Genomic DNA, 12,861 nt, shown 5'->3' on the forward strand with positions numbered 1-12,861 from the left:
GCGAGGTGCCCCGGTGACCCCGGTGGGCTGGGGCGTGGCCGGCTGCGGCTGGGTCGCCCGCGACCACGCGCTGCCCGCGCTCGCCACGACGCCGGGCGCCCGGGTGGTCGCGCTGCACGACCGGGACCCCGCCGCCACGGCCCGGGTGGACGTCGGCGCGCCCGCGCACACCGACCTCGGTGCCTTCCTCGCCACGCCGGGCCTGGACGCGGTCTACGTCGCCGTCCCCAACGCCGCGCACCGGGAGGTGGTCGAGGCGGCCGCGGCCGCGGGCAAGGCGGTGCTGTGCGAGAAGCCGCTGGCGGCCGACGTCGCCGACGCCCGCGCCATGGTGACCGCCGCCCGCGACGCCGGCGTCCTGCTCGGGACGGCGTACGACCAGCGCTGGCACCCCGCCCACGTGCGGCTGCGCGAGCTGGTGCCCGAGTTCGGCACGATCACCGCGCTGCGGATCGTCTACTGCTGCTGGCTGCCCGCCGACTGGACGCCGGACGGCCGGCCGCACGACAACTGGCGGGTCGACCGGGCCCGGGCCGGCGGCGGCGCCGCGATCGACCTGGCCCCGCACGGGCTGGACCTGGCCGGCGTGCTGCTCGGCGAGGACGTCGTCGAGCTGCGCGCCCTGCTGCAGCGCCGGGTGCAGGACTACCCGGTGGACGACGGCGCGCTGCTGTCCGGGCGCACCGCGGGCGGCGTGCTGGTCGACCTGCACGTCGCGTTCAACACCCCCGACGCGCTTGCCCGCCGCCGGCTCGAGGTCGTCGGCACCCGCGGGATGGCCGTCGCCGTCGACACGATGGGCCAGACGGCGGGCGGCTCGCTCACGCTGTTCCGGCCCGACCCGGTCGACGTCCGCTTCGCCGGGGACTCCCCCTTCGCCGCGCAGTTCGCCGCCTTCACCGCCGCCGTGGCGGGGACGTCGTCCTGGCCGTACGACGCCGCCCGCGACCTGGCGCTGCACCGCCTGCTCCTCACCGCCCTGGGAGACGCGAGATGACCAACCCCTACCGCGGGCTGCTGCCGGACCTGCCCGCGTTCGCCTGCACCAACTGCGGGCACTGGCAGCGCTGGCCGGCGCCCGGGCCGCAGGTGTGCCCGGTGTGCGCCGACGTCCGCAACGCCCTGCCCGAGGACGGCTTCGAGTTCGTCACTCCTGCGCAGGCCGACGCGATGGTGACCGGCTTCTGCCGGCCGACCGCCGTCGCGGGCGTGACCGAGTTCGGCACCGAGCCGCGCTTCGGGCTGGACAGCCGGGGGTGGGTGATCGAGTCCGACGCCGGGCTGGTCGGCTTCGAGTGCGCCCCCTGGTACACCGCCGACATGCTGGCCCAGCTGCGCCGGATGGCCGAGGCGAAGGGCGGGTTCGAGATCCTGGCCTCCAGCCACGTGCACGGCTACGGCGCGCTGTGGCAGCTGCAGCAGGAGCTCCAGCCGCGGACGGTCTGCGTCGGCGTCCGGGACCTGGAGTGGACCAAGGCCTTCCGGGTCACCTGGCCCGCGGACGACGAGCTGGAGCTGGCCCCCGACCTCACCCTGCACCGCACCGGCGGGCACTTCCCCGGGCACTCGGTGCTGCACGACCGCCGCCGCGGCGTGCTGTTCTGCGGCGACTCGCTCAAGGTCGACCTGGACGACGCCGGCGAGCCGGTGGCGCTGAGCGCGCACAAGGCCTTCCACGCGCAGATCCCGCTCTCGCACGGCGAGCTGCGCGAGTACCTCACGGTCGTCGGCGCGCTGGAGTTCGACGCCGTGGCGACGCCGTTCGAGCTGGTCCGCGGGGTGACCACCGACCACGTCGTCCACCTGGTGCAGCGGCTGCTGTCGGGCCCGCCCGACGCCGCCCCCGTCGCGCTGGAGGAGCTGTGAACGCCCCGGCCACGACCGCCTCGCAGCGCTACCTGGACTCGTTCCCCACGCCCGTCGACGAGTTCGCGATCGAGGGCCTCGACGTGCTCGACGTGCCGCTGCACAGCGCCGTCCTCCCCTCCTCGCCGGAGCACCCCGGCGGCAGCGGCCTGGGCTACGGCGCCACCCGCGAGGAGGCGCGCACCGGGGCGCTCGGCGAGATGGCCGAGATGGCGCTGTCGCTGCGCGCGCACCAGGGGGTCCGGCGTGAGCAGGGCTCCTACGCGGAGATGGCCCGGCGGCACGGCCGCGACCGGGTCGCCGACCCGCGCACCCTCTGCCTGGAGGCGGGCAGCGCGTACGACGACGACCGGCCGCTGCAGTGGCTCCCCATGGCCCGGCTGCGGGACGGCGAGACGGTGCTGGTCCCGGCCGAGCTGGTGGCCTCGGCGCCCGACGACCTGCCCGGGACCCCGCCGCCCGGGGGCTGGCTGACCACGGTGGTCACCAACGGGCAGGGCGCGGACTTCGACGCCGAGCGCGCCGTCGCGCACGCGCTGCTGGAGGTGCTGCAGCGCGACGGCAACGCCACCTCCTTCCGGGCGATGGACCGCGGCGTCGTGGTCGACCTCGCCGGCCTGCGGGACCCCGACGCCCTGGCGCTGCTCGACCGGCTCGACACCGCGGGCATCGACGTCGTGGTCAAGCTGGCCGCCACCGAGTTCGGCGTCGTCGACGTCTACGCCGTCGGCTGCTCCCGCGACCTGTCCGAGCCGGTGCCGGTGATGGCGACCGCGTGCGGCGAGGCGGCGCACCCCGACCGCGACACCGCCGTCCGCAAGGCCCTGCACGAGTTCGCCTCGGCGCGCAGCCGCAAGGCGTTCATGCACGGCCCGTTCGAGGTCGTCCTGCCGGCCACGCCCCCGGGCTACCTGGACTCCTGGCGCGGCGGGCACCCGCCCGAGCGGCTGGTCGAGGAGGACCGCGCGCTGGAGGCGATGCTGGCCTGGACCCGGATGGGCACCGGCGCGCTGGTCGACCTGCTGCAGGGCACCGTCCTCTCGCGCCGGGAGACCGTCGCGCTGACCGACCTGCCGGCGTGGTCCGGCGACGACCTGCACGGCACGGTCACCGGCGCGCTGCACGCGGCCGGGCACGACGTGCTGGTGGAGCTGCAGCCCTCCGCCGGCGACGCCGTGGCGGCCAAGGTGCTGGTGCCGGGGCTGGAGGTCGAGACGATGTCCTACGGGCGGATCGGCGAGCGCGGGGTGCGGCGGCTCCTCGATCGCGGCGACCCGCTGGTCGCCGTCGGCGCCGACCCGGGCGGCTGGTCGCGGGTGCACCTGACCGCGGACGCCGTGGAGCGCCTCGGCGGGCCGGGCTGGTTCGACCGCGCCGGCGCCGACCGGCGGGTGGGCGCGCTCTACGCCCTCTACCGCGAGCCCGGCCGGCACACGGTGGCGGAGGTGCTCTCCCGATGAGGTACGCGTACAACACCAACGGGCTGACCTCGCACCGGCTGTCCGACGCGCTGCCCCTCCTCGCCGACACCGGGTACGCCGGCGTCGCGCTGACGCTGGACGTCGTCCACCTCGACCCGTTCGCGCCCGACGCGTTCGCCCAGGCCGAGAAGACGCGGGCGCGCTGCGACGAGCTGGGCCTCGGCGTCGTCGTCGAGACCGGCGCCCGCTACCTGCTCGACCCGCGGGTCAAGCACGAGCCGACCCTCGTCACCCCGGACGCCGAGGGCCGGGCGCGGCGGCTGGCCTACCTGCGGCTGGCCTGCGACCTGGCCGAGGTGCTGGGCGCGGAGGCGGTCAGCTTCTGGGCCGGCGTGCCCCGGCCGGGGGTGGACCGCGAGGAAGCGTGGGGCTGGGTGGTCGACGGCGTGCGCGCGCTGGTCGACAGCCACGGCGGGCGGTCCTGCGCCCTGGCCGTCGAGCCCGAGCCCGGGATGCTCGTCGAGGACTGCGACGGCTGGGCCCGGCTGGCCGCCGACGTCCCCGGCACCACCCTCGCGCTGGACACCGGCCACTGCGTCGTCGCCGGGGCGTACGAGCCCGAGGAGGCGGTGAGGGCCTTCGCCCCGCACCTGGGCACGGTCGCCGTCGAGGGCATGCGGCGCGGCGTGCACGACCACCTGCCCCTCGACGAGGGGGACGTCGACCTGCCCGCCGTGCTGCGGGCGCTGCGGGACGTCGGCTACGACCGGCTGGTCACCCTCGAGCTCTCCCGGGACGGGCACCGGGCGCACGAGATGGTGCCGCGGGCGATGGCGACGCTGAGGGAGGCCGAGGACTCGTGAGGACCTGCTTCGTCAGCCGGCGCTACTGGCCCGCGGTCAGCGGGATGAGCGTCTACGCGGAGAACCTGCTGCGCGAGCTGGTCGCCCTGGGCCACGAGGTCACGCTGGTCAGCCAGTACCGCGACGACGAGGCCGGCACCCGCGTCTACGGCGGCGGCCCGCCCCCGCCCGACCGGGTGCCCGCCGGCGTCGAGGTCGTGGCGCTGCCCAGCCGCGGCGAGACCGTCGTCCCCGCGGACTGGGAGGGCGACATCGACGAGATCGTGCGCACCGTCGTCGGCCTGCACGCCGAGCGGCCCTTCGACGTGCTGCACGCCCAGTACGGCTACCCGCCGGGCCTGGCGGTGCTGGCCGCGGCGCGGCAGACCGGGCTGCCGGCCGTGGTGAGCATCCAGGGCGGCGACGGGCACTGGGTGGGCACCTGCTGCAGCACGCACGCCGAGGCGATGCGGGCGGTCGTCGACACGTCGTCCGCGGTGCTGATCGGCAGCGCCAGCTTCCGCGACGAGGTGGTCGGCAACCTCGGCAGCGACCCGGCGCGCTTCACGATCGTCCCCGGCGCCACCGACACCCGGCGCTTCACACCGGCGGAGCGGCCGCTGGGCGCGCTGCGCGAGCCGCCGGTGCTGCTGTTCCACGGCCGGGTCGACCGCCGCAAGGGCGTGCTCGACCTGCTCGAGGCGCTGCCCGACGGCGTCCGGCTGGTCGTCTCCGGCATCGGCCCGGACCTCGACGAGGCGAGGGCCCGCGCCGACGAGCGGACGACGTTCCTCGGCTACGTCCCGCCCGACCGGGCACCCGAGGTCTACCGCTCGGCCGACGTGTTCGTCAGCCCCACCTACAGCGAGGGGTTCAGCAACACCCTGCTGGAGGCGATGGCCAGCGGGCTGCCGACGGTGAGCACCGACAGCGTCGGCGTCGTGGACTGCCTGCGGCACGAGGAGAACGGGCTGCTGCACACCCCGGGCGACGTCGCCGGGCTGCGGACGGCGCTGGAGCGGCTGCTGGACGACGCCGCGCTGCGGGAGCGGCTGGCGACCACCGCGCTGGAGGAGGTGCGGCGGCTGTACTCCTGGCCGGTGCTGGCCGCCTCGATCGACGGCGTCTACCGCGAGGTGGCCGGCACGACGCCGTCCGCCGGCTGGTCGATGCCGTCGGGCGTGGACCCGTCCTGCCGGTTCCGGTCGGCGGCGCACCTGCTGTGAGAACGACGCGCGAGGGAGCATCGCAGGGAGCGCCAGCGACCGAGGAGCGGACTGAGTGCGGAGTCGAACGGTGGGCGCTGTGAAGGTGCTCGCGGTCAGCCCGCACCTCGACGACGCCGCGTTCTCCGTGGGCGGCACCCTCGCCTCGCTGGCGGCGGCCGGGCACCAGGTCACCGTGGCCACCTGCTTCACGGCGAGCGTCCCCGACCCGGCCGGTTTCGCGCTGGCCTGCCAGCTGGACAAGGGGCTGCCCGCCGACGTCGACTACCTGGCCCTGCGCCGCGCGGAGGACACCGCCGCGATGGCCGAGCTGGGCGCCACCCGGGTGTACCTGGGGCTGCCCGAGGCGCCGCACCGCGGCTACACCAGCGCGGCCGACCTGTTCGCCGGCGTCCACGAGGGGGACGACGTCTGGCGCTCCCTCGTCGCTGCCCTGGACGGGTACGACGCCGACCTGTGGCTCGCCCCCCAGGCGCTCGGCGGCCACGTCGACCACCTGCAGGTGCTGCGCGCCGTGGCCGCGGTCGAGCGGCCGGTGCTCTGGTGGCGGGACAGCCCGTACGTGCTGCGCGACCCGGGCGCCGTGCCCGGGCCCGACCTCCCCAGCGGGCTGGCCGAGGTGGCCCTGCCGCAGGACCTCCACCGGCGGGCCGACGCCTGCGCCTGCTACACCACCCAGCTCGGCTTCCAGTTCGGCGGCCCGGACGCGATGCGCGCGGCGCTGGCCGGCCTGCCCGAGGTGCTGATGGCCGGGGAGCGGGCGCGGGAGGTCGTCTCGGCGCTCGGCTGAGCCGGCCGGGTGGCCTCCCCCCGGAGGAGCGTGCGGGACGCTGGCGGCATGGCGACGGAGTTCACCGGAACCGGCGACCCGGCACGCAGCATGGCGCTGCTGTGGCGGACCGGCACCGAGAGCGGTCCGCGGCCCGGCCCGCGCGCCGGCCTGGACGTCGACCGGGTGGTGGCCGCCGCCGTCCGGCTGGCCGACGCCGAGGGGCTGGCCGCCCTGTCGATGCGCCGCGTGGCCGCCGAGCTCGGCGTCGGGACGATGACCCTCTACACGCACGTCCCGGGCAAGGGCGAGCTGGTCGACCTGATGCTCGACGGCGTCCTCGGCGAGCTCTACCCCGACGGCGAGGCGCCCGCCGGGGGCTGGCGGGACCGGCTGGAGGCCGTCGCGCGCGCGAACTGGCGGCTGTTCCTGCGCCACCCGTGGGCGGTGCACGTGGCCACCGGCCGCCCGCCGCTGGGGCCCGGGCTGATGCGCAAGTACGAGCTGGAGCTGCGCGCGGTCGACGGGCTGGGGCTCACCGAGGTGGAGATGGACCTGCTGGTCAGCCTGCTCGACGGGTTCGTGCGCGGCGCGGTCGGCGGGGTGCAGGAGCGGTCGGACGCCGAGCGGGTCACCGGCGTCACGGAGCAGCAGTGGTGGGCGGCCACCGAGCCCCACCTGGCCCGGGTGTTCGACGCCCAGCGGTACCCCACCGCGGCGCGGGTCGGTCCGGTCGCCGGCGAGCAGCTGCAGGCGGCGTACGCCCCGGAGCGCACCTTCGAGTTCGGCCTGGCCCGGCTGCTGGACGGGATCGGGGTCCTGGTCGAGGGCCGGCGCGGACCCGGGTGACGCCGTCGCGGGCGCCGGCCGGACAGCTCGGCCCCGCGCTGCGGGCTGCCTCGGACCGCGGCGTCGGCCTAGCCTGTGGCGGGTGGGGAACGACCTGCAGCAGCTGGTGCAACGGCGCCTGCTCGAGCTGTCCTCGAGCACCCAGGCCGCGTCGCGGAGGGCGCAGTGGGCGGTCGCGCCCGAGACCATCGCCCACATCGCGGCCGGCCGGCACTCCGGCATGGTGAGCGAGCGCCTGGCGGCGGCGCTGGCCCGCGCCCTCGACGTCCCGGAGAACCGGGTCCGCCGGGTGGCCGGCCTGCCACTGCTCGAGGACCCCCGCGCCGACATCTGCACCGGCCCGCACCTGCGGGTGGTCCGGGACGACGGCCGCCTCGCCTAGCCCCCTCCACGGCGGTGTCCGGAAACCGCCAGTCCCCGGCCTCTGACGCTGTCATGCTCGACGGCGTGACACCGCTGATGGACACCGAGCGCTGCTACCGCGCGGTCGCCGGCCGGGACGCCCGGTTCGACGGCTGGTTCGTCACCGCGGTCGCCACCACCGGCATCTACTGCCGCCCCTCCTGCCCGGCCCGCACGCCGCTGCCGCACAACGTCTCGTTCTTCTCCACCGCGGCCGCCGCCCAGGGCGCCGGCTACCGGGCCTGCCGCCGCTGCCGGCCCGACGCGGTCCCCGGCTCACCGGAGTGGGACGTCCGCGCCGACGTCGTCGCCCGCGCGGTCCGGCTCATCGGGGACGGCGAGGTCGAGCGCTCCGGCGTCCCCGGGCTGGCCGCGCGGCTGGGCTACTCCGAGCGCCAGCTGCACCGGCTGCTGGTCGCCGAGCTCGGCGTGGGGCCGCTCGCGCTGGCCCGGGCGCAGCGCGCGCAGACCGCCCGGCTGCTGATCGAGACCACCGCCCTGCCGATGGCCGACGTCGCCTTCGCCGCGGGGTTCGCCAGCATCCGGCAGTTCAACGACACCGTCCGCGAGGTGTTCGCCGCGACCCCCACCGAGCTGCGCCGCGGCGCACCGGCCGGCCCGCCGGGCACACCGGGCCGGCTGACGCTGCGGCTGGCCGCCCGCGCCCCGTACGAGGCGGCCGAGGTGCTGCTGTTCCTGGGCGTGCACGCCGTCCCCGGGCTGGAGGAGTGGGACGGGACGACCTTCTCCCGGGTGCTCGACCTGCCGCACGGCCCCGGCGTCGTGCACCTCTCCCCCGCCCCCGACGGCGGCCCCGCGGTGACCGCCCGGCTGCAGCTCGCCGCCCTGCGCGACCTGGGGACGGCGGTGGCCCGCTGCCGCCGGGTGCTGGACCTGGACGCCGACCCGGTCGCGGTGGACGGCGTCCTCGGTGCCGACCCCGCCCTGGCCGCCCTGGTGGCCGCCGCGCCCGGCCGCCGGGTGCCGGCCTCCCCCGACGCCGACGAGCTCGCCGTCCGGGCGGTCCTCGGGCAGCAGGTCTCCCTGGCCGGCGCCCGCACGCTCACCGCCCGCGTGCTGCGCGCCGCCGGCGCCCCGCTGCCGGAGCCGGTCGGCACGCTGACCCACGCCTTCCCGCGCCCGGCCGCGCTGGCCGACGCCGACCTGACCGCCGTGGGTCTGACCGGGGCGCGCCGGCGCACCGTGCACGCGCTCGCCGAGGCGCTGGCGTCGGGCGCGGTGACCCTGGACCCCGGCGCCGACCGCGAGGAGGCCGGCCGCGCGCTGCGCGCCGTCCCCGGGATCGGCCCGTGGACCACCGCGCTGGTGGCGCTGCGCGGCCTGGGCGACCCCGACGTGTGGTTGCCCGGCGACCTGGCGTTGCGCCGCTCCCTGGCCACCCTCGGCAGCTCCGACGCCGACGCCGCCACCCGCTGGCGGCCGTGGCGTTCCTACGCCGTGATGCACCTGTGGGCACTCGCCGTGCCCTCCCTGTCCACCCGCCCAGTCCAGCCCGATCGGAGCGCCTCATGACCCCGCGACCCGCCCGCTCCGCCTGCATCGACACCCCACCGGGGCCGTTCACCGTCGTGGTGGGTCCCGACGGCGCCGTCCTCGCCAGCGGCTGGACCGACGACGTCGCCGACCTGCTGCCCGTGGTGCACCGCGCGCTGCGGCCGGCCTGGGTCGAGCCGGTCGAGCACCTGCCCGTGCTCGACGCCGTGGCCGCCTTCGTCGCCGGTGACGTCACCGCGATCGACGACGTCCCGGTGCGCCAGCGGTCGGGGCCCTTCCTGGAGGACGCCTGGGAGGTGCTGCGCACCGTCCCGGCCGGCGCGCCGGACAGCTACGCGGCCTTCGCGGCGCGCTGCGGCCGCCCGGCCGCGGTCCGCGCGGCCGCCAACGCGTGCGCCCGCAACGCCGCGGCGCTGTTCGTGCCCTGCCACCGGGTGCTGGGCTCCGACGGCGGGCTCGGCGGCTTCCGCTGGGGGACGCCGGTCAAGCGCTGGCTGCTCGACCACGAGGCGGCGCACACCCCCGTCCCGGCTTAGGCCCGCAGGTGCCTTCCGCGCGCGAAAGGCACCTGCTGGCCGGGGCACGGGCGGGGCTCCCGGGAAGTGTCGGTCCGGTCGGGCAGGCTCCCGACCGTGGACGCCGCCTCGCTGCTCACCGGTCTGGTCCTCGGCGCGCTGCTGGCCACCGCGGTCACCCTGGGGGTGGTCGCGCTGGTGTCGCGCCGCCGGCCCGCGGACGACGGCCTGGAGCCGGTGCACGAGTCGCTGGACCACCTGCACCGGCTGCTGGCCGGCATCGAGCGCGACCGCGCCACCGCCCACGGCGAGCTGCGCGAGCAGATGGGCACCGTGGGGCAGACCTCGGCGATGCTCCGGCAGGAGACCGCCGCGCTGGTCACCGCGCTGCGCACCCCGCACGTCCGCGGCCGCTGGGGCGAGGTGCAGCTGCGCCGGGTGGTGGAGGTCGCCGGGCTGCTGGAGCACTGCGACTTCGTCGAGCAGCCGTCGGGCACCAACGACGCCGGCGCGGGCGTGCGGCCGGACCTCGTGGTGACCCTCGCCGACGGTCGCCAGGTGGTGGTCGACGCCAAGGTGCCGTTCACCGGCTACATCGAGGCGGTGCAGGCCGAGGACGTCGCGGTCCGCGCCGAGCGGGTGGTCGCGCACGCCCGCCAGCTGCGCACCCACGTCGACGCCCTCTCCGCCCGGCGCTACCCGACCGCGTTCCGGCCCGCGGCCCCGTTCACGGTGCTCTTCGTCCCCTCCGACGGGTTCCTGACCACCGCGCTGGAGGCCGAACCGGGCCTGCTGGAGTACGGCTTCGCGCGTGACATCGTGCTGGCCACCCCCAGCACGTTGCTGGCGCTGCTGCGCACCGTCGCCTACTCGTGGCGGCAGGAGCGGCTGGCACGCGACGCCGACCAGGTGCTCGAGGTCGGCCGCCGGCTGCACGCTCGCCTCAGCACGCTGTCCGGCCACCTCACCCGGCTGGGCTCGGCGCTGTCCTCGACGCTCACCCGCTACAACGAGACGGTCGGCTCCTACGAGAGCTCGGTGCTGGTCGCCGCCCGCCGCTTCGACGACCTCGGGGTCGCCGAGACGGCCGTCCCCACCCCGGCGGTGGTGGAGGCGACGGTGCGCACCCTGCGCCCGGCGGAGCCGCCGGCACCCCCCGGTCAGCCGCTGGCGGCCGAGCTGTCCCGCCCGCATGTCCCGCCGGCGCCCGTGGAGCGCGACGGCACCACCGGCTGACCATCCCGGGGCAACCCGGGATGCCCCCGGCGTCGCGCCCGTAGCGTGCCGTCACACCCGTCCCGCCGGCCACCCCAGGTGACGCCCTGGGCCTGCCGTTTTGGCACTTCTGCACAGTGCGCGTCGGTGCCGTCCTCCCGCGGCGGCCCTCCGGCCGTCGTTACCGTTGCCCTCGACAGGGACCGCCGCGAGGTGGTCCGCGAACGAGGGGGACGGGAGGCCGCCATGACCTCGGTGAGCACAGCCGACACCTGGCGCGAGTCCGGGTCGCGCGCCGGCCGGCGCCTGCCGGCCCGTCCCGAGGCGGCCGAGTACGTGTCGCGCATCGGCCGCCCGCCGGTCCCGCCGCCGCCCCCGCGGATGCGGTCGACCGAGCTGCCCCCGTTCCCCGAGGACATGGCGCGTTCCGCCCGCGGCCGCGACGAGCGCCCGGCTCCGGCCCGCCCGCGCGTGCCGGGCGAGCGGGTCGCCCGCCCGGTCCGGGACGTCCCCGTCCACGCGGACGCCGACCCGCGCTCCCGCGGCCGGGAGGACCGCCTGCGGGAGGACCGGCTCCGCGAGGACCGGCCCCGCGATGACCGGCCCCGCGATGACCGTGACGCGCGCAGCCGCGGTCCACGGCCGCCGGAGCCCCGGCCCGCGAACCCCCGGCCGGCCCGCCGCGTCGCGAGCGCCCCGGCGCCCGAGAGCGGCAGGGTGCGCGGCCTGGTCGCCGTCCTGCTGGTCTTCCTCGTCACCCTGGGCGCGGCGGCCCTGGAGTCCTGGCTCGCCGCCGGCCTCGGCCTGGTGACCGTCGTGGCCCTCACCGCGGCCAGCACCGTGGCGGCCCTGGTCGTCCGCCGCCGCGACCTGTCCACCGCGCTGGTCGCCCCGCCGCTGGTCTACGTCCTGGTCGCCGTGCTGAACACCGCGCTGGCGCCGTCGGCCTCGCTGAACGCGGCGTCGGTGGCCACCCTGCTGATCCGCGGCTTCCCCGCGATGGCGATCGCCACCGCCGCCGCCGTGGTCGTCGGGCTGATCCGCTGGGCCGCCCGCCGCTGATGGAGGACCCCTCCCTCCCCACCCTGCGCACGCTCGGGGCGGGGCCCGGGACGGGGCCACCCGGTCGGCTGCGGCGTCAGGCGGGGTTCTCCGCGCGCTTCGGGCGCAGCTCGTGGGGCAGCGCGAAGACCAGGCGCTCCTCGGCGGCCTTGACCGTCGACACGTCGGCGTAGTCACGCTCGGCCAGCCAGTCGAGCACCTCCGACACCAGCACCTCGGGCACCGAGGCGCCGCTGGTGACACCGACGGTGCCCACGCCCTCCAGCCAGGCCGGGTCGATCTCGGCGGCGAAGTCGACCAGGTACGAGGCACGGGCGCCGGCCTCCAGCGCCACCTCGACCAGCCGCACCGAGTTCGACGAGTTGGTCGAGCCGACGACGATCACCAGGTCGCACTCGGCGGCCATCTGCTTGACGGCCTGCTGCCGGTTCTGCGTGGCGTAGCAGATGTCGTCGCTCGGCGGGGACTGCAGACCGGGGAAACGGGTCTTCAGCTGGTCGACGGTGGCCAGCGTCTCGTCGACCGACAGCGTGGTCTGGGACAGCCACACGACCTTCTCGGGGTCGCGCACCTGCACGGTGGCGACGTCGTCGGCGCCGTCGACGAGCTGGATGTGGGACGGCGCCTCACCGGCGGTGCCCTCGACCTCCTCGTGCCCGCGGTGGCCGATGAGCAGGATGTCGTAGTCGTCGCGGGCGAACCGCTTGGCCTCCTGGTGCACCTTGGTCACCAGCGGGCAGGTGGCGTCGATCGTCCTGAGCTGCCGGGCCGCGGCCTCCTCGTGCACGGCCGGCGAGACGCCGTGCGCGCTGAAGACGACGACCGAGCCCTCGGGCACCTCGTCGGTCTCGTCGACGAAGACCGCCCCGCGCCGCTCGAGCGTCGCCACCACGTGCTTGTTGTGGACGATCTGCTTGCGGACGTAGACCGGGGCGCCGTGGATCTCCAGGGCGCGCTCGACCGCGACCACCGCCCGGTCGACGCCGGCGCAGTAGCCCCGGGGATCGGCCAGCAGGACCCGTCCGCGCTGATCAGCCATGACCCCATGGTAGGAGAAGGACCCCCTGCCCCCCGGTGTTCGCAGGCTCACACCGGCCCGCTGCAGGGGCCGCCCGCCCGCGGTGTCGGCCAGCTCACACCAGGGCCCTGCAGGGGGCCGCCTCCGGCGGGCACCTGGGA

Annotated in this window: 13 protein-coding genes; 12 read left to right on the forward strand and 1 reads right to left on the reverse strand. The window is 76.9% G+C overall.

Going from position 1 to position 12,861, the window contains the following annotated elements:
• Positions 1-13 precede the first annotated feature (13 nt).
• From BLR12_RS01050 to BLR12_RS01105, 12 genes are all read left to right on the forward strand, one after another.
• Complete coding sequence (locus BLR12_RS01050; RefSeq protein ID WP_091372311.1) at positions 14-997, forward strand: Gfo/Idh/MocA family protein; 984 nt, start codon at positions 14-16, stop codon at positions 995-997.
• The gene (locus BLR12_RS01055; RefSeq protein WP_091372313.1) at positions 994-1,866 is read left to right on the forward strand and encodes an MBL fold metallo-hydrolase; all 873 of its coding nucleotides are present in this window, start codon (positions 994-996) and stop codon (positions 1,864-1,866) included. Before BLR12_RS01050 ends, BLR12_RS01055 begins: the two co-directional genes overlap by 4 nt.
• On the forward strand, positions 1,863-3,326 hold the full coding sequence (locus tag BLR12_RS01060; RefSeq protein ID WP_218120493.1) for a YcaO-like family protein: 1,464 nt from the start codon (positions 1,863-1,865) through the stop codon (positions 3,324-3,326). The genes BLR12_RS01055 and BLR12_RS01060 overlap by 4 nt, the downstream gene beginning before the upstream one ends.
• Positions 3,323-4,150, forward strand: coding sequence for a sugar phosphate isomerase/epimerase family protein (locus tag BLR12_RS01065; protein WP_091372315.1), 828 nt, complete (start codon positions 3,323-3,325; stop codon positions 4,148-4,150). The genes BLR12_RS01060 and BLR12_RS01065 overlap by 4 nt, the downstream gene beginning before the upstream one ends.
• Positions 4,147-5,355 carry a glycosyltransferase family 4 protein gene (locus BLR12_RS01070; protein WP_091372318.1) on the forward strand — a complete coding sequence of 403 codons (1,209 nt, stop codon included), beginning with the start codon at positions 4,147-4,149 and terminating at the stop codon, positions 5,353-5,355. The genes BLR12_RS01065 and BLR12_RS01070 overlap by 4 nt, the downstream gene beginning before the upstream one ends.
• 70 nt (positions 5,356-5,425) lie before the next feature.
• Positions 5,426-6,145, forward strand: coding sequence for a PIG-L deacetylase family protein (locus BLR12_RS01075; RefSeq protein WP_255363225.1), 720 nt, complete (start codon positions 5,426-5,428; stop codon positions 6,143-6,145).
• 48 nt (positions 6,146-6,193) lie between these two features.
• Positions 6,194-6,973 (forward strand): TetR/AcrR family transcriptional regulator, encoded by a 780-nt coding sequence (locus BLR12_RS01080; RefSeq protein ID WP_091372325.1) that lies wholly within the window; start codon positions 6,194-6,196, stop codon positions 6,971-6,973.
• An 82-nt stretch (positions 6,974-7,055) separates the two neighbouring features.
• On the forward strand, positions 7,056-7,355 hold the full coding sequence (locus BLR12_RS01085) for a hypothetical protein (protein WP_091372328.1): 300 nt from the start codon (positions 7,056-7,058) through the stop codon (positions 7,353-7,355).
• 65 nt (positions 7,356-7,420) lie between these two features.
• Positions 7,421-8,908 (forward strand): AlkA N-terminal domain-containing protein, encoded by a 1,488-nt coding sequence (locus tag BLR12_RS01090; protein WP_304440636.1) that lies wholly within the window; start codon positions 7,421-7,423, stop codon positions 8,906-8,908.
• Positions 8,905-9,426 carry a methylated-DNA--[protein]-cysteine S-methyltransferase gene (locus BLR12_RS01095; RefSeq protein WP_091372331.1) on the forward strand — a complete coding sequence of 174 codons (522 nt, stop codon included), beginning with the start codon at positions 8,905-8,907 and terminating at the stop codon, positions 9,424-9,426. Before BLR12_RS01090 ends, BLR12_RS01095 begins: the two co-directional genes overlap by 4 nt.
• Before the next feature lie 96 nt (positions 9,427-9,522).
• The gene (locus tag BLR12_RS01100) at positions 9,523-10,641 is read left to right on the forward strand and encodes a DNA recombination protein RmuC (protein ID WP_255363226.1); all 1,119 of its coding nucleotides are present in this window, start codon (positions 9,523-9,525) and stop codon (positions 10,639-10,641) included.
• Positions 10,642-10,875: 234 nt separating this feature from the next.
• Positions 10,876-11,682, forward strand: coding sequence for a DUF6542 domain-containing protein (locus BLR12_RS01105; protein WP_143018666.1), 807 nt, complete (start codon positions 10,876-10,878; stop codon positions 11,680-11,682).
• 76 nt (positions 11,683-11,758) lie between these two features.
• Here the strand turns inward: BLR12_RS01105 and BLR12_RS01110 are convergent, their stop codons facing one another.
• Complete coding sequence (locus BLR12_RS01110) at positions 11,759-12,721, reverse strand: 4-hydroxy-3-methylbut-2-enyl diphosphate reductase (protein WP_091372337.1); 963 nt, start codon at positions 12,719-12,721, stop codon at positions 11,759-11,761.
• Between the last annotated feature and the right edge of the window lie 140 nt (positions 12,722-12,861).

The sequence above is a fragment of the Geodermatophilus sp. DSM 45219 genome (genome assembly GCF_900104025.1).
GTDB lineage: Bacteria > Actinomycetota > Actinomycetes > Mycobacteriales > Geodermatophilaceae > Geodermatophilus.